A 19,411-nucleotide genomic window follows, 5' to 3' on the forward strand; every position below is an offset into this window, starting at 1 on the left:
GGCACATGACCACGCTGCCCGCCACCACAGCCCTTCCGTTCAAGGTCGCCGACCTCTCGCTCGCCGAGGCCGGCCGGCACCAGCTGCGGCTCGCCGAGAACGAGATGCCGGGCCTCATGGCGCTCCGCGCCGAGTTCGGCGCGTCGAAGCCGCTCGCGGGCGCCCGCATCGCCGGCAGCCTGCACATGACGGTGCAGACCGCGGTGCTCATCGAGACCCTCGTCGCGCTCGGCGCGCAGGTGCGGTGGGCGAGCTGCAACATCTTCTCGACGCAAGATGAAGCGGCCGCCGCGGTCGTCATCGGGCCGAGCGGCACCGTCGACGCGCCCGCCGGCGTGCCGGTCTTCGCCTGGAAGGGCGAGTCGCTCGAAGAGTACTGGTGGTGCACCGACCGCATCTTCGACTGGTCGGCCGAGGCCGCTGCGGCCGCGGCGGGCGGGGCCGGAGCTGACTGGATCGGCCCCAACATGATCCTCGACGACGGCGGCGACGCCACGATGCTCGTGCACCACGGCCGTGACTTCGAGGCGGCGGGCGCCGTGCCGGCGGCCGCCGCCGACGCGAGCCACGAGTTCCGGGTCGTGCTCGACACGCTTCGACGCTCGCTCGAGCTCAGCTCCCACCGCTGGACCCGGATCGCCGAAGAGCTGAAGGGCGTCACCGAGGAGACCACGACCGGCGTGCACCGCCTGTACGAGCTGCATGCGAAGGGCGAGTTGCTCTTCCCCGCGATCAACGTCAACGACTCGGTCACGAAGTCCAAGTTCGACAACAAGTACGGCATCCGTCACTCCCTGCCCGACGGCCTGAACCGCGCCACCGACGTGCTGATCGGCGGCAAGGTCGCGTTCGTCGTCGGCTACGGCGACGTCGGCAAGGGCGCGGCCGAGGCGCTGCGCGGTCAGGGCGCGCGCGTCATCGTCTCGGAGGTCGACCCGATCTGCGCGCTGCAGGCCGCGATGGACGGCTACCAGGTCGCCCGCCTCGACGACGTCGTCGGCGAGGTCGACATCTTCGTCACCTGCACGGGCAACAAGGACGTCGTGCGCACGTCGCACATGCTCGGCATGAAGCACCTCGCGATCGTCGCGAACGTCGGCCACTTCGACAACGAGATCGACATGGCCGGGCTCGAGTCGCTCGAGGGCGCCGTGAAGGTCGAGATCAAGCCGCAGGTGCACGAGTGGCGCCTGCCGACCGGCCGCTCGATCCTCGTGCTCTCCGAGGGGCGTCTCATGAACCTCGGCAATGCCACGGGGCATCCGTCGTTCGTGATGTCGAACTCGTTCACGAACCAGGTGCTCGCCCAGATCGAACTGTGGACCCGGCCCGAGGCCTACCCGGTCGGCGTGTACGTGCTGCCGAAACACCTCGACGAGAAGGTCGCGCGACTGCACCTCGACTCGCTCGGCGTCGAGCTCACCGAGCTCTCGCCCGAGCAGGCGGCCTACATCGGCGTGCCCGTCGAGGGCCCCTACAAGGTCGACCACTACCGCTACTGATTCCCGTTCCCTGAGCCTGTCGAAGGGGAGGGCGCTTCGACAGGCTCAGCGAGCGGACCGGCTCAGCGGGCCGGAAACCCCGGCGGCGTCGCCGTGAGTTCGGGCGCGAGCGACGCCATGCGCGCGTCGACGAGCGCGAGCGCGGCGGCGTCGCGCTCGCGCCGCAGAGCCGCGACGCCGGCGAGGAATCGCTCGGGCGGCGCGGCCGGCAGCGGTGAGACGAACGGCGCCACTTCACCGGCGAGGGATGCCGCGACTCGCGCCCGACTCTCTGGCACGAGGTGCTCGGCGTTCGTGAAGAACGCCGCGACCCGGCGCGCGAGCGGGTCGGGCAGACGCCCGACATCGGCGATCGCCGCCCAGGAGGCGAGCTCGGGCGGAACCCCGAACGCGGTCGACGGCAACTTCGGCACGCGCTCGACCTGGCCGTGGGTGCCGGCGAGCAGGTCGCCGAGCCGTTTCGACGAGGGGTTCAGGAACCCGACGAGCACGGCGAGGCCGCCGAACGTCAGGTAGATCTCGACGACACCCGTCAGCGCACGGATGAACGCGTGCCGAAACCCGATCGCACCGCCGTCGTCGCGCACGACCCGCAGACCCAGCGCGAGCTTGCCGAGCGAGCGGCCGTGCGAGGCGGTCTCGACCGCGGTCGGCACGATCACGATGCACGTGACGATGACCGCGATCAGCACGGCCTGGAAGCCCTTCGGGTCGATGCCGAGCCCTGAGAGCGCCAGCAGCAGCCCGACGATGAGCAGCACCGAGACGAGCACGTCGATCGCCGCTCCGCCGGCGCGGATCACGGCGCTCGCAGGCCGGATGTCGAGGGCGACGGCCTCGCCGGTGACGACACCCTCGTCGTCGAATCGCGCGGCGCTCGACGCGACGTCTCGGGCGGGGCTCGGGGCGATCGCGGGGGCTTCGGCCATGGGTAGTATTCAAGCAGATGGACCTCGATGCTCTCGCCTCCGCCCGCCATGACGACTGGCAGCGGCTCGACGCGCTCGCACGCCGCCGCAGGCTCGACGGCGCAGAGGCCGACGAGCTGATCGAGCGGTATCAGAGCGCGGCATCCGATCTCTCGCTCGTGCAGGCGACCGCCGGCTCGTCGGCGCTCGGCGACCGCCTCTCGGTCACGCTCGCCCGCGCCAGGCTCGCGTTCACCGGCGCGCCCGAGAATCCGTTGCGACAGTTCACGCGGTTCGCGGTCGTGAGCCTGCCTGCCGCGTTCTACCGGCTGCGATGGCTGACCCTCGCCGTCGCGGTCGTCACGTTCGTGGTGGCCGCGCTCTACGCGTGGTGGGTGAGCGCCGACCCCCGCGTGCTCGCGGGCATCGGCAGCGAAGGCGAACTGCGCCAGCTCGCCGAAGAGGGCTTCGTCGCGTACTACTCCGAGAACCCGGCGGCCTCGTTCGCCGGCGCGGTCTGGACGAACAACGCCTGGATCGCCGCGCAGTGCGTCGCCTTCGGCATCCTCGGGGTGTGGGTGCCGTGGGTGATCCTGCAGAACGCGCAGAACCTCGGCATCAACGCCGCCGTCATGTTCGCCTACGACGAGGCCGACACCTTCTTCCTCTACATCGCCCCCCACGGGCTGCTCGAGCTCACGTGCGTCTTCGTCGCCGCCGCGGCCGGCCTGCGCATCTTCTGGTCGTGGGTCGCGCCGGGCGCGAGATCTCGGGGAGAGGCGCTCGCCGAAGACGCACGGGCGCTGTTCAGTGTGGCGATCGGGCTCGTGTTCTTCCTCTTCGTCTCAGGCCTGATCGAGGGCTTCGTCACGCCCGCGCCGTGGCCGTGGCCCGTGAAGATCGGCATCGGCGTGGTCGCGCTCGCCGGGTTCCTCGCGTACATGCTCGTGCTCGGCGGGCGCGCGAGCCGCGCCGGCGAGACCGGCGACCTCGTCGAGTTTGACGCGGGTGCCCAACGCATCGTGGCCGGCTGAGCGCGCGCGTCGCGCGCGTCCTCCACCCCTGGCGCGAGCGGACAGGAGATGCCGCCTCAGGTGCGTAGGGGCGGCATCAAGTGCCCGTTCGCGCGAGAGTCGGGTGGGTGCAGGGCAATCGGGTGGGCGCAGTGCGCTCCGCCTCCGGCACGAGCGGACAGTGGATGCCGCGCCGGCTCAGAGCCGGCCGGAGGCCTTCAGCTCGAGATACAGGTCGGCGAGCGCCGGCGGCAGCTCGTGCGGCGCCGCCGTCACGGTGAGCGCCCCGAGCCGGCGGACCGCCGCGCCGACGCGTTCGCCGTCGAGCAGCCCGCGTTCGGCAGCCGCGGCGGTGTAGACCTGCGCGAGGTCGTCGCGAGCCCGGCCTGCGTCGATGAGCGCGGGGTCGGCGACGGACGCCACGACCACCGTGTGCCGCGAGGTGAGCTGCGGCAGCACCGAGAGCAGCCCCCGAGCGCTGCCCGGCGAATCCGCTGCGGTGAGCAGCACGACGAGAGCGTGCCGGCTCGTGATGCGTCGCACCTGTGCGGGCACGGCCGCCCAGTCGGCCTCGATGAGTTCGGCTTCGATGCCGGCCATGGTGTCGACCATGCGGGCGAGCAGTTCCGGCCCGCTCGCGCCGTGCACCCGGCCGCGGAGCCGGCGGTCCCACGCGAAGAAGTCGACCCGGTCGCCGGCGTGCGAGGCGAGCGCGGCGAGCAGCAGCGACGCCTCGAAGGCCGTGTCGAGGCGAGGCTCGTCGGCGATGCGTGCGGCCGCCGTGCGCGAGGTGTCGGCGACGATCACGATGCGGCGGTCGCGCTCGGGCCGCCAGGTGCGCACCATGAGCCGCGTGCCGCCCGGCACCTCGGGGTCGGTGTGCCGCGCCGTCGCGCGCCAGTCGATCGAACGCACGTCGTCACCGCGCACGTACTCGCGGATCGAGTCGAACTCGGTGCCCTGCCCGCGGATGAGCAACGGCGTGCGCCCGTCGAGCTCGCGCAGCCGGGTGAGCCGCGACGGCAGGTGCACGCGCGAGTGGAAGGGCGGCAGCACGCGCACCCGGCCCGACGCGACGAGGGTCGCCTGCCGCGCCCAGAGCCCGAGCGGGCCTGCCGACCTGATCGTGACCTGCTCGGTGCGTCGGTCGCCGCGCCGCCACGGGGTCAGCTGCATGGTGAAGCGGCGTCGCTCGAGCGGCGGCACCCGAAGCCGAGTGCGGTTCGGTCCGGCGACCCCGGCCGACGGTTCCCAGCCGTCGCGGACGGTGGCGCGAAGCATCCGCTGCCCGAGGTTCTCGACGCTGAGCACGGCCGTCACGGACTCGCCGAGCCGCACCCGGTCGGGCAGTTCACGGCGCAGCGCCACTCGCCGCGGCGAGGCGGCGAGCGAGAGGTCGAGCACGCCCGCGCCGATCACGAGCACGAGCCAGCCGACGAGCGCGAGCCAGGCCGCGGGCGCGCCGCTCGCGCCCGCGACGACGACGGGCACGACGCCGAGGGCGACGAGCAGTGCGAACCGACCGGTCAGGGCCATCAGAGGATCCGGGTCATCTCAGAGCGGCACCTGCACCTGCTGCATGATCGACGCCAGCACCGCGTCGACCGAGACGCCCTCGAGCTCGGCCTCGGGCCGCAGCTGCACGCGGTGGCGCCACACGGGCAGCAGCATCGCCTGCACGTGGTCGGGCGTGAGCGACTCGTACCCCGTGAGCCAGGCCCACGCCTTCGCCGCGGCGAGCAGCCCGGTCGTGCCGCGCGGGCTCACGCCGAGCCGCATCGAGGGGCTGCGGCGGGTCGCCCGGGCGAGGTCGACGAGATAGCCGAGCACGTCGTCTTCGACACGAACAGCGGATGCCGCGTGGCGGGCCGCCGCGAGTTCGGCGGCACCCAGCACCGGGGTGACGCCGGCGGCGGCGAGATCGTGCGGGTCGAAGCCGTCGGCGTGGCGGCGAAGCAGCGAGAGCTCCGCGGCGCGCTCGGGCACGTCGAGCACGAGTTTCAGCAGGAAGCGGTCGAGCTGCGCCTCGGGCAGGGAATAGGTGCCCTCGTACTCGATCGGGTTCTGCGTCGCTGCGACCATGAACGGGTCGGGGAGCGGGCGAGTGACGCCGTCGGCCGAGACCTGGCGCTCCTCCATCGCCTCGAGCAGGGCCGACTGGGTCTTCGGCGGGGTGCGGTTGATCTCGTCGGCGAGCAGGATGTTGGTGAACACCGGCCCCTCGCGGAACGCGAACTCGCCCGAGCGCGGGTCGTAGGCGAGTGAGCCCGTGACGTCGCCCGGCATCAGGTCGGGGGTGAACTGCAGGCGGCGTGTGTCGAGCTGCAGGGTGCGGCTGAGGGTGCGCACGAGCAGGGTCTTCGCGACGCCGGGCACGCCCTCGAGCAGCACGTGGCCACGGGTCAGCAGGGCGATGATGAGGCCAGTGACGGCGCCGTCCTGCCCGACGACGGCCTTGCCGACCTCGGTGCGCACGCGGTTGAGCGCGGCGCGCAGCTCGTCGTCGGTCGCGGTCGACGGTGCAGCGGGGATGGGGTCGGTCATGGTCGCCTTCCTGTGGGGTCGGTGTCGGTCGCTGAGCCTGTCGAAGCGGCCCGTCCCCCTTCGACAGGCTCAGGGAGCGGTGAAGCGAGCGTACGGCGTACCTCGGCTTCGAGGCGCGCGAGGTCGTTCGCGAGATCGACGAGTTCGCGATCGCTCGAGGGCAGTGCGTCCGCCAGCAGTCGGTGCACCGAAGACCCGTCGCGGCCCGTGGCGCGCGCCGCGGCATCCGTCACCTGATCGACGTCGGCAGACCGGGGGAGTCGCAGCACCCGCGCGACGCGGCGGATCGTGCCGAGGCGCAACTGGTCGAGCGCGTGCGTGCGGGCCGCGGTGCGCGCGTAGAGGCGGGCGCGACCCTCGCTCGTCTCGCCGGCGGGCACGTTCACGGGCAGCCGTTCGGCGACGAGGGGGCCGAACCGGCGGCCCCGCCAGATGCCGGCGACGGCGGTCACGACGATCGCGAGCACCATGACGGGGCTCACCCATCCCGGCGTCAGTTCGCCGAGGGTCGGGGCCTCGGCGCCTGCGGCGTCGGCGGGGCCGGGAAGGTACCAGACGAGTTCGTCGCTCGCGCCGGTCAGTCCGATCGCGAGGGCGGCGTTGCCGGCGCGGGTGATCGTCTCATTCGCGAAGATCGTCGTGGCGCCGACGATCGTCACCTCGCTGCCGCCTGGGCCGGGGCCGGCCGCCACGGCGAAGCCGAAGTCGCCGTCTCGGAAGCAGCCCTGCCAGCCGGCGTCTGCCGCGGCGTCGTCGACGGTGACGAGGCGCTGGCCGTCTGAGATCGACCCGGACCGCGTCGCGGGGCCGAGATCGCAGTCGACGTCGTCGAGCGGGCCGCTCGCGGCGCCGGCGAAGCGGATGCCGGGGGCGAGCGTCTCGAGCGCGGTGAATCCGGGTTCGACGACGACGAGTCGGTCGGCCGCCTTCGCGAGGTCGGTCAGCCCGTCGTCGTCGAGGATGCCGTACTCGTCGTAGAGCAGCACCGTCACACCGCCGGATGCTGCGTGCGCCGTGCTCGCCGCCTCGAGCGCGGCGTCGAGGGAGCGCGACTCGGTCACCGTCATGCCGTGGGCGCCGAGCACCTCGACGAGCGCCTTCGCCCCGGCGGGGCCGGGGTTGTCGGGTGCGAGCGGCGAACCGGGCCCCCGTGCCGTGCCCTGGATCGCGAGCACGAGCAGCGCGCCGAGCACGAGCACGGCGGCGATCACGATCCAGGTGCGGCCGCGCCGCAGCACGCCCCGAACGGTCGGCGTCACAGCGGGCGCGCCGGTCGGGGGCGCGTCGGTCTGGTGGGCGTCGGTCACGTTCGTCGTCATCGAACGACCTCGACGGGGTCGACCTCGGCAGCGGATGTCTCGTGCTCGCCCCGGCTCGTCGGTCGCGCGTCGGCGATGCGCCGTTCGAGCAGCGTCACCCGCTCGTACATCTCGGGGGAGCCGGGGGCGCCGAGGTAGCGCACGGCGTCGAAGTCTGCGGCGGCCGCGCGCAGCTCGCCTGCGTTCTCGGGGAACGAGGTCGCCGCTGCATCCGCGAATGCCCTGGCCGTGGTGCCGGGGTGCACGGTGACGACCTCGCGCTCGACGAGTCCGCGCACGACGGCGCGGAACCGCTCTTCGACGGCGAGCGGCCAATCGCCCGCCGAGGCCGCCGTCGCGGCCGCCCGGCGCAGGGTTTCGAGGTCGCGTCGGTCGTGGTCGTCGAAGAGCGGCACCTCGTCGCGCCGGCGGCGGCGCAGGCGCGGCAGCCCGAACACGAGCAGCCCGATGACGACCGCGGCGACGACGAGCAGCACGAGCAGCAGCGACAGCACCGGGCCGGGCAGCCCCGTGGCGCCGTCGAAGAGGCCGAAGAACCAGTCGCGGATCGCCTGCATCGCGAGGTCGAACGGGCTCGGCTTGGCGGCCGTGTACTCGGGCTTGGTGAGCTCTTCTTCGAGCCACCGACGCGCTTCGGGCGCATCGGGGTCGAGGGGAGTGCCGCGAAGCACGGTGACGATCACGCGGGGCCGTACGCGGGGGGTGGCGTGGGCGGCGGCACGGGCGCGGAAGCTGCAGGCGCCGCGGGCACCGGCGCTCGGTAGGGGTCGCCCACGGGCAGACCGGAGTCGCGCTGTTCGACGTGGCGCACGAGGTCGAGGTCGAGGGCCTCTTTGCGCATGCGCAGGTCGATGTAGATGACGGCGACGAGGGCGGCCTGCACGACCGCCGTGATCGCGCCGATCACGAGCGAGAGGATCACGGTGACGACCATGGTCACGACCGTGATGACGATCGCCGAGCCGGTGCCGGTCGGGTCGATGATCGCGGCGAGCACCGTGCCGATGAGCGAGACGGGTTGCACGACGACCTGGGCCGCGAGGTTCAAGATGACGCCCACCAGCACCAGCGTGCCGAACGTGCGCCAGAAGAACCGATCGGTCAGCCGCCACGAGCGCTTCATCGCCGTGCCGATGCCGGCGTTCTCGAGCACGATCACGCTCGGTACGAGCGAGAGCTTCGTGCCGAGCCACGCGGCGAGGGCGGCGATGCCGAGGCCGGCGAAGACCGACAGCAGGATGGCGATGATGAGGGTCGCCGGGCTCGTGAGTGCCGCGACGACGATGACCGCCACGAACGCCAGAATCACGACCATGACCGCGCCGGTGATCATCGCCGTCCACCCGAGCAGTGGCCAGATGCGCTTGGCGGCGCGCTTCCACAGCGCGCCGAACCCGAGGCGATCGCCGAGCGTGCCGCTCGCGACCTCGACGACCATCACGCCCTGCAGAAACGCGCTCGCCACGAGCGAGATGGCCAGCGGCACGAGCATGAGCAGGATGAATCCGCCGACGGCGCCCGAGGTGATCGCATCGGCGTCGTCGGAGGTCGCGCCCTCGACGCGCGAGACCACGAAGATCATGAACGGCACGACGACCGCGAGCGTCGCGACCAACGAGATGAGCTGCACGACGAGGCCCGTGCCGAAGGTCGCGGCCGGGTTGCGGCGAAGCACGCGGAACGGAGCCCAGAGCAGTGTGCCGAACCCGAGCGGGCGCAGCGGCAGCAGGCCGGGCTTCGGCGGCGGGGTCCACCCGATCGGTGCTCCGTAGGGCTGGCCGGGCGGCGGGGTGTACGAGGGCGGGGCCGGTGAGGTCATGCCCGCGTACGGCTGCGGCGCCGGCTGATAGATCGGCTGCTGGGCCGGCTGCGGAACGGCGTGCGGTGCCGCGACGACCGGCGGCGGGAAGGACGCTGGATCGAATGCGGGCGCAGGCGCGGGATCCGGAACCGGCGGCTGGGCGGGAACGCCGCCGGGCGCTTGCCAGTCGTGATCTGACACCAAGTGCGGCTCCTTCCGGCGGACTCCACAATGCTTGCACATTTCGCCGACGCGCCGACGACCGTCCACAGGGCACGGTTCCGTGGTCTTCGACGGCGGCGTTCCTGTTCGGAGCGGCGCTCGAGCACCCGCGAGCAAGCACCCGCCACGCGGCATCCGCCCCCATGTCGGCGGGACCGACTACGCTTTAGGCACTGGTTTCGGCCGTGTCCCGGCGGTGCTGACAGGAATGAACGGATGACCCCACGCGTACTCGTCGTCGATGACGACACGGCCCTCGCCGAGATGATCGGCATCGTGCTTCGCACTGAGGGGTTCGAGCCCTTCTTCTGCGCCGACGGCACCTCGGCGCTCGCCGCGTTCCGCGAGTCGAAGCCCGACCTCGTGCTGCTCGACCTCATGCTGCCGGGCATCGACGGCATCGAGGTGTGCGGGCGCATCCGCGCAGAGTCGGGCACACCCATCATCATGCTCACGGCGAAGACCGACACGACCGACGTGGTGAAGGGGCTCGAGTCGGGTGCCGACGACTACATGGTGAAGCCCTTCAACCCGAAAGAGCTGATCGCGCGCATCCGCACGCGCCTTCGGCCCACGCCCGACCAGGCGGTCTCGACCCTCGGCGTCGGCGACCTCACGATCGACGCCGCCGGCCACGAGGTGCGCCGCGGCGACGCCCGCATCAACCTCACCCCGCTCGAGTTCGACCTGCTGCTGACGCTCGCGTCGAAGCCGCAGCAGGTCTTCACTCGTGAGATGCTGCTCGAACAGGTGTGGGGCTACCACTACAAGGCCGACACCCGACTCGTGAACGTGCACGTGCAGCGCCTGCGGGCCAAGGTCGAGCACGACCCCGACAACCCGCGCATCGTGATGACCGTGCGCGGCGTCGGCTACCGAGCCGGCGCGACCACCTAGGGCGGGCGGGTGGCGCAGGCGCAGACACCGGCACTCGCCAGTGCCGGTTGGTGGCGACACATCATGCATGTGCTCGCCTCGCTGCCGCGCCGCGCCGCCGAGCTGTGGCGGCGCTCGCTGCAGTTCCGCACCGTCGTCATCACGCTTGCGCTGTCGGGGCTCGCGATTCTCGTGATCGGGTTCTACATCTCGTTCTCGATCGCCTCGAACCTCTTCAAGACGCAGCTCGACAACGCGCTCGACGACGCGAACGACGCGACGGCCGCCGCACAGCTCATCCTCGAGGGGGCCGTCGTCGCCGATCGCTCGTCGATGCAAGAGGTCATGGCCTCGGTCGAGCGCACCGTGCGCAGCGTCTCGGGCAGCACGTCGATCGCGTACTTCCAACCCGCCGGTGTGTCGAGCCCGGCCGCCCCGCCGACCCGCATCGCGCCGAGCCTCTCGGGCGTCATCACTCCTGAACTGCACAAGCAGGTGCGCACCGGCGACGCCGGGCAATACTGGCAATCGGTGGCGCTCGAAGACACCGACGGCACCGACGACCCGGGCGTCGTGGTCGGCAGCACGATCACCGTGCCGAGCGTCGGCGACTACGAGCTCTACATCGGCTACAACTTCGAGGCCGCGCAAGAGACGCTCTCATTCATGCAGTTCGTCGGGGTGATCGGCGCGATCGCCCTGCTCGTGCTGCTGAGCGGCATCACCCTGCTGGTGGTGCGCTGGGTGATCGAGCCGATCAAGTCTGCTGCGATGACGAGCCGCAGGCTCGCGGCGGGCGATCTCGGCGTGCGCATGCCCGAGAAGGGCGAAGACGAGCTCGCGACCCTCGCCGCGTCGTTCAACGGCATGGCCGACAGCCTGCAGGCGCGCATCCGCGAACTCGCCGAGCTCTCGGTCATGCAGCAGCGCTTCGTCTCGGACGTGTCGCACGAACTGCGCACGCCGCTCACGACGATCCGGCTCGCGGGCGACGTGCTCTACGGTCAACGCGACGACTTTCCCGGCCCCACCTCGCGCACCGTCGAGTTGCTGCACACGCAGACCGAGCGGTTCGAGACCCTGCTCTCGGACCTGCTCGAGATCAGCAGGTACGACGCAGGCTCGGTCGAGCTCGCCACCGAACCCACGAACCTCGTGCACCTCGCCGGCGACGCGATCGAGTCGATGCACGAGCTCGCCCGCAGCCGAGGCAGCGAGCTGCGGCTCGATGCACCGGGCGGCCACCTCGACGCGAGAGTCGACCCCCGGCGCATCCGGCGCATCGTCAGAAACCTGCTCGGCAACGCGATCGAGCACGGCGAGGGCCGGCCGATCGTCGTCGCCGTCGACAGCAACGAGACCGCGATCGCGCTGTCGGTGCGCGACTACGGCCTCGGCATGACCGAAGCCGACGCCGCGCGCGTGTTCGACCGTTTCTGGCGGGCCGACCCGAGCCGCACGCGCACCATCGGCGGCACCGGCCTCGGCCTCGCGATCGCGCTCGAAGACGCCGTCGCGCACGGCGGCACCCTCGAGGTGTGGTCGCGCCGCGGCGCGGGCACGGTGTTCCGCCTCACGCTGCCGCGCTCGGGTGCGGCGAGCGACGCCGCCGTCGTCTCCCCGCTGCCGCTCGAGCCCGACGACATCGACGCCGCCGGTCCGCCGCCGACGGGCGTCGTTCGCGCGGTCGACACCGAGACGACGATCGAGACGGATGCCGCGGGGCGGGCCGCGGCGGCGAGGCGATCGGGTTTCGGCGGCTCGACGACCGGCGAGCCGGCGCCCGGCAGCTCTGCGCCCGGCAGGTCTGCGACCGGCTGGGAGGCGCACGATGCGTAGACGAGTGTTCGGGGCATCCATCGTCGCCGCCGTTGCGGTGCTGATGGTCGGTTGCGTGTCGATCCCCAGCTCCGGCGGGGTCAACGCCGGCTCGCCGTCGCTCGTCGAGGAGTCGCTCGAACTCGACACGATCGTGCCGGGGCCGGTCGATGATGCGAGCCAGCTGCAGATCCTCGAGGGGTTCATCGAGGCGGCCGCGAGCCCGCGCAACGGCTACCAGGTGGCGCGCCAGTTCCTCACCCCGGCCTTCGCCGACGAGTGGAGTGCCAACGACGGCGCGACGATCGATGTGCTCGCCGACCGCGAGTTCACCGAGCTCGGCGAGAACCTGATCGTCGTCGACGCGACGCCGACCGCGCAGCTGTCGAGCACCGGTCAATACGACATCGCGGAGTCGAGCACGCCGATCGAGCTGCGGTACGAGTTCGAGCAGGTCAAGGGCCAATGGCGCATCTCGTTGGCGCCGCCCGGGCTGCTCACCGACGAGACCACCTTCACGCAGGTGTTCCGCAAGTACCCGCTCTACTTCTTCTCGCCCGACTTCGACTACCTCGTGCCCGACGTGCGCTGGTTCGCGGGTCGCGACTCGGCGCAGACGAGCATCGTGCGGGCGCTGCTCGTCGGCCCCTCCGAGTGGCTCGCCCCGGGCGTCGAATCGGCGTTCCCAGAGGGCACACGGCTCGATTCGGGTTCGGTGCCCGTCTCGGGCCGCGTGGCGAGCGTCGATCTCTCGGGCGTGACCGACGACGACCTCGTCAACGTGCAGCGCATGCAGTTGCAGCTGCAAGAGAGCCTCGACGGCGTGCGCAATGTCGACGGGGTGGCGTTGTCGCTCAACGGCGTCGAAGAGAACGTGCCCGCGCTCTCGCCCACGCCCGAGAAGAATCCGCCCGTCGACCCTCGGCCCGTCGTCTTCGACGGCACGGCCTTCGGATATCTCGCGACCTCGGGCGAGGGCATCGAGCAGATCCCCGATCTGTCGCCGCAGGTCGTGGCGCTCGCCCCGACCGGCATCGCGCTCGGCTCGGGCGGCGAGTCGGCGGCGGTTCGCACCGCAGACGGGGTCTCGATCGTGCGGGCCGGTGATGAGGCCGTGATGATCGACCCGCGCGACGGGCTCATCGTGCCCGCGCTCGACGGCCACGGCGTCGTGTGGTCGGTGCCGGGCGGCTCGCCCGATCAGCTCGTCGTGTTCCCGGCCGACGGCGCGACGGATCCCGTACAGCTGCCGGTGCCGTGGACCGGCTCGTCGATCGCGGCACTCGAGGTCTCGCGCGACTCCACCCGTCTCGTCGCACTCCTCGGCGACGGGGCCGCGACCCGCTTCGTCGCGGCCTCCATCAAGCGGGATGCCGCGGGCACGCCTGTCGAGCTCAGCCCCGTCATACTCGGGCTCGCCGACGTTCCTGGCACCCCGCTCGACGTCACCTGGCTCGATTCCCGCACCGTGGCCTCGCTCACCGCGCTGCCCGGCGGCGGCACGAAGGTCATCACGCAAGAGCTCGGCGCGTTCGCCGAGCCGCGCACCGGCCCAGAGGGCGGAGCCTGGATCGACGGCGGCAACAGTGTGCGCGACATCCGGTTGCTGACCGTCGAAGGTGCGCTCGACGTGCCGAGCGGCGTCGGCTGGCAGGCGCGGGCGACCGGCATCATGCTCATTGCCGCGCAGCAGCCCGACTGAGGCGACCCGACCGCGGCGCCGACTCCTCCTCCACAGGGGCGTCGGCGGGCCGTTCACCTGCTGCGCCGGGTCTCTGCGCCGCACGCCCGTCGCGACGCGTCACGCTGGGAACATGTCCCCTCCCATCCTGCGCTCGCTCGTGCGCGAGTCGGTGCGCGACGCCCTCGCGGTGCTGCTGCCAGTCGTCTGCTCGGGTTGCGGTGCACCCGATCACGCCGTGTGCCCGGCTTGCCGCGTGGCGCTCGCGCCCGAACCCCGGCTCCTCGAGCGCGCGGGCCTGCACCTGCACACGGGTCTCGAGTACGCGGGGGTCGTCGCCGCAGTGCTCGGCGCCTTCAAAGACGGTGGGCGAACGGATGCCGCTGCGGCCCTCGCCCCGGCACTGCAGGCCTCCATCCGCGCTGCACTCGAGGCCGTGCTCGCCGCCGCACCCGACGACCGCCCGCTCGAGGTGTGCACCATTCCCTCGACGCCCGCTGCCCGGCGGGCGCGGGGGTACTCGCCCGTCGCGGTGCTGCTTCGGCGCAGCGGCATCCGCTCGTCTCCCGTGCTCGCGCTCGCCCGCGAACGCGACGACCAGGCCGGGCTCGACGCGGCGGCGCGGCAGCGCAACGCGGCGGGCGGCCTCGTCGCCCGTGTCCCGTTGAACGGGCGCCGGTTCCTGCTCGTCGACGACATCGTGACGACCGGTTCGACGCTCGCCGAAGCGGTGCGCGCGCTCGCCGCAGACGGGGCCGAGACGGCCGCGATCGCGGTGCTCGCCGAGACCCCGCGCCGGTTCCCGCGACGCGCAGGCAGCTCACAGTGAACACTCCGTGACATTGCCGCACAAGGGGGCTACGGTGGCAGGACAGGCGTGGTCGAACCACCCTTCAGAACCGGGTGACACGTCGGTGAACGGAGGTCGTCATGGAACTGAACATCGTCGGACGAAACCTGGGGATCACGGATCGTTTCCGCGCCTATGCGGCGGAGAAGTCCGAGAAGGTGTCGCACCTGGCGGAGCGAGCGATCTCACTTGACGTGAAGCTCAGCAGGCACAACGAGAAGAACGGCAACCCCGGGCCCGACCGCGTCGAGCTCACTCTGGTCGGCAAGGGGCCGGTGGTCCGTGCCGAGGCTGACGGCTCCGACAAGTACGCGGCGTTCGACGTCGCACTCGGGCGATTGCTCGAGCGCATCCGGCGCGCGAAAGACCGACGCAAGGTGCACCGCGGCGGTTCCAGGCGACCGACTTCGCTGCGCGAGGCGACCGACGTCGGGTTCTCCGATGTCGGCGTGCAGGCTGCAGCACCCGAGGTGCTCGCACAGGTGCGCACCGGCAGCATCCCCGTCGTCGACGAGTTCGAACCGCACGTCGATGAAGACGAGGTGTACACCCCGGTCGTCATCAGGCGCAAGGTGTTCGCGGCGACCCCCATGACGGTCGACGATGCGCTCTACTTCATGGAGCTCGTGGGGCACGACTTCTACCTCTTCATCGATGCCGAGTCCGGTCGGCCGAGCGTGGTCTACCGGCGCAAGGGCTGGGACTACGGCCTCATCGGGCTCGACGAGCGAGCCGAGGAGCGCGCCACGGCGTGACCCTCGCTCGCTGAGCACTTCTGTCTCGCTCGCTGAGCACTCCTGTCTCGCTCGCTGAGCTCGTCGAAGCGGACCGACCACCTGGTCGCGATCGCATGACGGGCTCAGCGGGCGCGCGGCTCGTTCACCGCTAGCATGGCTATGATGGCCGTCTGCATGGCGGCAGCGGGCGTGCCCGGATTCGTTCCGCGGCCGTGCGCCCAACGACTACAGGAGAACATTCGTGGCTTCGATTCTTGAAAGAGTCCTCCGCGTCGGTGAGGGCCGAACCCTCAAGCGGCTTGAGAACTACGCAGCGGCGATCAACGCCCTCGAAGACGGATTCCAGTCGCTCAGCGACGACGAACTTCGCAATGAGACCACCGAACTCCGCGAGCGCTACGCGAGCGGTGAATCGCTCGACGACCTGCTGCCCGAGGCGTTCGCTGCCGTGCGCGAGGCGAGCCGCCGCACGTTGGGCCTCCGCCACTTCGACGTGCAGCTCATGGGCGGCGCCGCCCTGCATCTCGGCAACATCGCCGAGATGAAGACCGGTGAGGGCAAGACCCTCGTCGCCACGACCGCCGCGTACCTGAACGCGCTCACGAGCCGCGGCGTGCACGTCATCACGGTCAACGACTTCCTCGCGAGCTACCAGTCGGAGCTCATGGGTCGCGTCTTCCGCGCCCTCGGCATGACGACCGGATGCATCGTGGCCGGCCAGAACCCGCAGGTGCGCCGCGAGCAGTACGCCGCCGACATCACCTACGGCACGAACAACGAGTTCGGATTCGACTACCTGCGCGACAACATGGCATGGCAGGCGAGCGACATGGTGCAGCGCGGCCACCACTTCGCCATCGTCGACGAGGTCGACTCGATCCTCATCGATGAGGCCCGCACGCCGCTCATCATCTCGGGTCCGGCCTCGGGCGAGGCCAACCGCTGGTTCACCGAGTTCGCGAACCTCGCGAAGCGACTCGTGCCCGACGTCGACTACGAGGTCGACGAGAAGAAGCGCACCGTCGGCGTGCTCGAGCCCGGCATCGAGAAGGTCGAAGACTACCTCGGCATCGACAACCTCTACGAGTCGGCCAACACCCCGCTGATCTCGTTCCTCAACAACTCGATCAAGGCCAACGCCCTGTTCAAGCGCGACAAGGACTACGTCGTGATGAACGGCGAGGTGCTCATCGTCGACGAGCACACCGGCCGCATCCTCGTCGGGCGCCGCTACAACGAGGGCATCCACCAGGCGATCGAGGCGAAAGAGGGCGTGCAGGTCAAGGCCGAGAACCAGACCCTCGCGACCGTCACGCTGCAGAACTACTTCCGCCTCTATTCGAAGCTCTCGGGCATGACGGGTACCGCCGAGACCGAGGCATCCGAATTCATGTCGACCTACAAGCTGGGCGTGGTGGCGATCCCCACGAACAAGCCGATGGTGCGCATCGACCAGCCCGACCTCGTCTACAAGAACGAAGAGTCGAAGTTCGCCCAGGTCGTCGAAGACATCGTCGAGCGCCACAAGAACGGCCAGCCCGTGCTCGTCGGCACCACGAGCGTCGAGAAGAGCGAGTACCTCTCGCGCCTCCTCGCCAAGAAGGGCGTGCGGCACGAAGTGCTGAACGCGAAGAACCACGCTCGCGAGGCCGCCATCGTCGCACAGGCCGGCCGCCACGGTGCGGTCACCGTCGCGACGAACATGGCCGGTCGCGGTACCGACGTCATGCTCGGCGGCAACGCCGAGTTCATCGCCGTGCAGCTCATGCACGAGCAGGGCCTCAGCCCGGTCGAGACTCCCGACGAGTACGAGGCTGCGTGGGACGACGTGTTCGCGAAGGTCAAGGCCGAGGTCGCCGTCGAGGCCGAGAAGGTGCTCGCCGCCGGCGGCCTCTACGTGCTCGGCACCGAGCGGCACGAATCGCGACGCATCGACAACCAGCTGCGCGGTCGCTCGGGCCGTCAGGGCGACCCCGGTGAGAGCCGGTTCTACCTCTCCCTCACCGACGACCTCATGCGCCTGTTCAACGCAGGTGCGGCCGAGAGCCTCATGTCGCGCGGCGTGCCCGACGACGTGGCCATCGAGTCGAAGGTGGTCTCGCGGGCCATCCGCTCGGCGCAGTCGCAGGTCGAGGCGCGCAACGCCGAGATCCGCAAGAACGTGCTGAAGTACGACGACGTGCTGAACCGTCAGCGTGAGGCGATCTACGGCGACCGCCGTCACATCCTCGAGGGCGACGACCTGCACGATCGCACGCAGAAGTTCCTCGAAGACGTCATCGACGAGGTGCTCGACTCGCACACCGCCGAGGGCAACCCCGAGGAGTGGGACTTCGACGCCCTGTGGACCGAGCTGAAGACCCTCTACCCGATCGGCATCACGATCGACGAGGTCGTCGCAGAGGCCGGCGAGAAGGGTCGGGTCAACCGCGACTTCATCCGCCGAGAGATCCTCTCCGACGCGAAGGTCGCCTACGCCCGCCGTGAAGAGCAGCTCGGATCGCCCGCCATGCGCGAGCTCGAGCGGCGCGTCGTACTCTCGGTCATCGACCGTCGCTGGCGCGACCACCTCTACGAGATGGACTACCTGAAAGACGGCATCGGTCTGCGCGCCATGGCGCAGCGCGACCCGCTGGTCGAGTACCAGCGCGAGGGCTACGCGATGTTCCAGCAGATGATGGGTTCGATCCGCGAAGAGACCGTCGGGTTCCTCTTCAACCTCGAGGTCGAGGTGGCCCCGCAGGCCGGTGCCGGAGCGAAGATCGAGGCGAAGGGTCTCGGCCGACAGGGTGCGTCCGACGACAAGCTCAGCTACTCGGCTCCGAGCGACGCGGGCGGCGTCGAGGTGCGCAACCAGCGCGGCCAGGTGCAGCAGGCAGCGACGCAGCGTGCACGCCGCGCCGTGGCCGAGAGCGAGGCGCCCGCTGCCGAGCAGGCGCGCGGAGCCTTCGGTCAGCGCACCGGCGGCGAGGTCGCACCTCAGAACCGTTCGGAGCGTCGGGCGCAGGAGCGCAAGGGGCGCTGAGCGCGCGGTCGCAGACCGCACGACACGCTTGAGACCCCGACCGGTGCCCTGCACCGGCCGGGGTCTCGCGTTGCGTGCTGCGTAGCGCAGGCTGCGCGGAGGGCGGAGCGCGGAGCGTGCGGCGCGGAGGGCGGAGCGTGGAGCGTGGTGCGTGGAGTGTGCGGCGCGGAGCGCGGAGCGTGCGGCGCGGAGGGCGGAGCGTGCGGCGCGGAGGGCGGAGCGTGTTGCGTGGTGCGCGGAGTGTGATGCGTGTTGCGCGCGTTGTGTTTGCGTACGTCCGCATTTCGCCGAGCGGGCAGTAGATGCCGCCTGTGCGCGCTGGGGGCGGCATCTACGGTCCGTTCGACGGGAGTGTTGAGTCTCGTCTTGGGGAGGCGTTCTTGCTTACCTACGCCGAGCGGGCAGTAGATGCCGCCTGTGCGCGCTGGAGGCGACATCTACCGCCCGTTCGGCGAGTGTCGTGAAGCGCGCAGCGGGCGTCAGGTGCGGTGCCGGGCTCGCAGAGCGCGGCTGATAGCGCGCAGAGCGCACGGATGGCGCGGAGAGCGTGCTGATGGCGTGCAGAGCGCGCCGATGGTGCTCAGAGAACGCCGATGGCGCTCGCGCGCCAGCGCTGGTCGAATCCCTCGAGGCGGATCGCGACCGCCCGCGTCCTGACGCGCTGGTGCACCATCACCACGGCCTCGACGACGCCGTCGGCCGGCTCGCACAGGTGCACCCGGCCCACCGAGAATGCCGGACGCTGCGGCGACTGCCCCTTGGCCCGGCGCGCACGTGCGGCGAGGATTACCCGTTTCGAGAGGTTGCGATACACCTCGTCGTCGACCCACCTCGCGAGCTGCTCGAGGTCGCGGGCACCGGCCAGCACCTCGATGACGCAGTGCGTCAGGTTGCGCAGCAGCGGTTCGGGATCGGCCAGGTCGGTTCGGCGAGCAGGCTGGCGTGCGAAGTACTCGTCGTCATCGTCGAGAAGGCGGGCCGTTGCGGTGCGGGACACGGCCACGCGGGGGCCGGTCACGTCGAGAGCGGTCATCTGTGCTCCAGTGGGGAGGAGGGCTCGCACGGTATTGCGACCGCACGACAGGATCACCCCCGTGTGGGGGACGTCGAGTGTT

Annotated in this window: 15 protein-coding genes; 8 read left to right on the forward strand and 7 right to left on the reverse strand. The window is 71.0% G+C overall.

Annotated elements, in window-relative coordinates; genetic code table 11:
• Nucleotides 1-5 precede the first annotated feature (5 nt).
• Nucleotides 6-1,502: an adenosylhomocysteinase gene (gene ahcY, locus ACWGST_RS03895; RefSeq protein WP_452045332.1), complete on the forward strand. Its 1,497-nt coding sequence runs from the start codon at nucleotides 6-8 to the stop codon at nucleotides 1,500-1,502.
• Nucleotides 1,503-1,564: 62 nt separating this feature from the next.
• Here the strand turns inward: ahcY and ACWGST_RS03900 are convergent, their stop codons facing one another.
• Complete coding sequence (locus ACWGST_RS03900) at nucleotides 1,565-2,431, reverse strand: RDD family protein (RefSeq protein ID WP_452045333.1); 867 nt, start codon at nucleotides 2,429-2,431, stop codon at nucleotides 1,565-1,567.
• A gap of 17 nt (nucleotides 2,432-2,448) precedes the next feature.
• Here ACWGST_RS03900 and ACWGST_RS03905 point away from each other — a divergent pair, with 17 nt between their 5' ends.
• Nucleotides 2,449-3,444 carry a stage II sporulation protein M gene (locus ACWGST_RS03905; protein ID WP_452045334.1) on the forward strand — a complete coding sequence of 332 codons (996 nt, stop codon included), beginning with the start codon at nucleotides 2,449-2,451 and terminating at the stop codon, nucleotides 3,442-3,444.
• Nucleotides 3,445-3,621: 177 nt separating this feature from the next.
• On the opposite strand, the gene ACWGST_RS03910 is transcribed toward ACWGST_RS03905, so the two are convergent.
• Genes ACWGST_RS03910 through ACWGST_RS03930 form a run of 5 tightly spaced genes read right to left on the reverse strand, consistent with a single transcriptional unit; the run spans nucleotide 3,622 to nucleotide 9,288 of the window.
• The gene (locus tag ACWGST_RS03910; protein WP_452045335.1) at nucleotides 3,622-4,959 is read right to left on the reverse strand and encodes a DUF58 domain-containing protein; all 1,338 of its coding nucleotides are present in this window, start codon (nucleotides 4,957-4,959) and stop codon (nucleotides 3,622-3,624) included.
• A gap of 18 nt (nucleotides 4,960-4,977) precedes the next feature.
• Complete coding sequence (locus ACWGST_RS03915) at nucleotides 4,978-5,967, reverse strand: AAA family ATPase (protein WP_452045336.1); 990 nt, start codon at nucleotides 5,965-5,967, stop codon at nucleotides 4,978-4,980.
• Nucleotides 5,964-7,286, reverse strand: coding sequence for a DUF4350 domain-containing protein (locus tag ACWGST_RS03920; protein WP_452045337.1), 1,323 nt, complete (start codon nucleotides 7,284-7,286; stop codon nucleotides 5,964-5,966). The genes ACWGST_RS03915 and ACWGST_RS03920 overlap by 4 nt, the downstream gene beginning before the upstream one ends.
• Nucleotides 7,283-7,969: a DUF4129 domain-containing protein gene (locus ACWGST_RS03925; RefSeq protein ID WP_452045338.1), complete on the reverse strand. Its 687-nt coding sequence runs from the start codon at nucleotides 7,967-7,969 to the stop codon at nucleotides 7,283-7,285. The genes ACWGST_RS03920 and ACWGST_RS03925 overlap by 4 nt, the downstream gene beginning before the upstream one ends.
• Complete coding sequence (locus ACWGST_RS03930) at nucleotides 7,966-9,288, reverse strand: hypothetical protein (protein WP_452045339.1); 1,323 nt, start codon at nucleotides 9,286-9,288, stop codon at nucleotides 7,966-7,968. The genes ACWGST_RS03925 and ACWGST_RS03930 overlap by 4 nt, the downstream gene beginning before the upstream one ends.
• Before the next feature lie 237 nt (nucleotides 9,289-9,525).
• On the opposite strand from ACWGST_RS03930, the gene mtrA reads away from it, so the two are divergent.
• The 6 genes from mtrA to secA all read left to right on the forward strand — a co-directional run bounded on the left by mtrA (nucleotide 9,526) and on the right by secA (nucleotide 18,296).
• Nucleotides 9,526-10,206, forward strand: a complete 681-nt coding sequence (mtrA, locus tag ACWGST_RS03935; RefSeq protein ID WP_452045340.1) for an MtrAB system response regulator MtrA — start codon at nucleotides 9,526-9,528, stop codon at nucleotides 10,204-10,206.
• Nucleotides 10,207-10,215: 9 nt separating this feature from the next.
• On the forward strand, nucleotides 10,216-12,024 hold the full coding sequence (mtrB, locus tag ACWGST_RS03940) for an MtrAB system histidine kinase MtrB (RefSeq protein ID WP_452045341.1): 1,809 nt from the start codon (nucleotides 10,216-10,218) through the stop codon (nucleotides 12,022-12,024).
• The gene (locus ACWGST_RS03945; RefSeq protein WP_452045342.1) at nucleotides 12,017-13,705 is read left to right on the forward strand and encodes a GerMN domain-containing protein; all 1,689 of its coding nucleotides are present in this window, start codon (nucleotides 12,017-12,019) and stop codon (nucleotides 13,703-13,705) included. Before mtrB ends, ACWGST_RS03945 begins: the two co-directional genes overlap by 8 nt.
• Nucleotides 13,706-13,817: 112 nt before the next feature.
• Nucleotides 13,818-14,513, forward strand: a complete 696-nt coding sequence (locus ACWGST_RS03950) for a ComF family protein (RefSeq protein ID WP_452045343.1) — start codon at nucleotides 13,818-13,820, stop codon at nucleotides 14,511-14,513.
• A 101-nt stretch (nucleotides 14,514-14,614) separates the two neighbouring features.
• A complete protein-coding gene (gene hpf, locus ACWGST_RS03955; RefSeq protein WP_452045344.1) occupies nucleotides 14,615-15,289 on the forward strand; it encodes a ribosome hibernation-promoting factor, HPF/YfiA family in 675 nt (224 codons plus the stop codon).
• Between the two features lie 223 nt (nucleotides 15,290-15,512).
• Nucleotides 15,513-18,296, forward strand: a complete 2,784-nt coding sequence (gene secA, locus ACWGST_RS03960; protein WP_452045345.1) for a preprotein translocase subunit SecA — start codon at nucleotides 15,513-15,515, stop codon at nucleotides 18,294-18,296.
• A gap of 580 nt (nucleotides 18,297-18,876) precedes the next feature.
• Here the strand turns inward: secA and ACWGST_RS03965 are convergent.
• Nucleotides 18,877-19,329, reverse strand: coding sequence for an Rv3235 family protein (locus ACWGST_RS03965; protein ID WP_452045346.1), 453 nt, complete (start codon nucleotides 19,327-19,329; stop codon nucleotides 18,877-18,879).
• Nucleotides 19,330-19,411 lie beyond the last annotated feature (82 nt).

The organism is Agromyces sp. NPDC055520, from assembly GCF_053619715.1.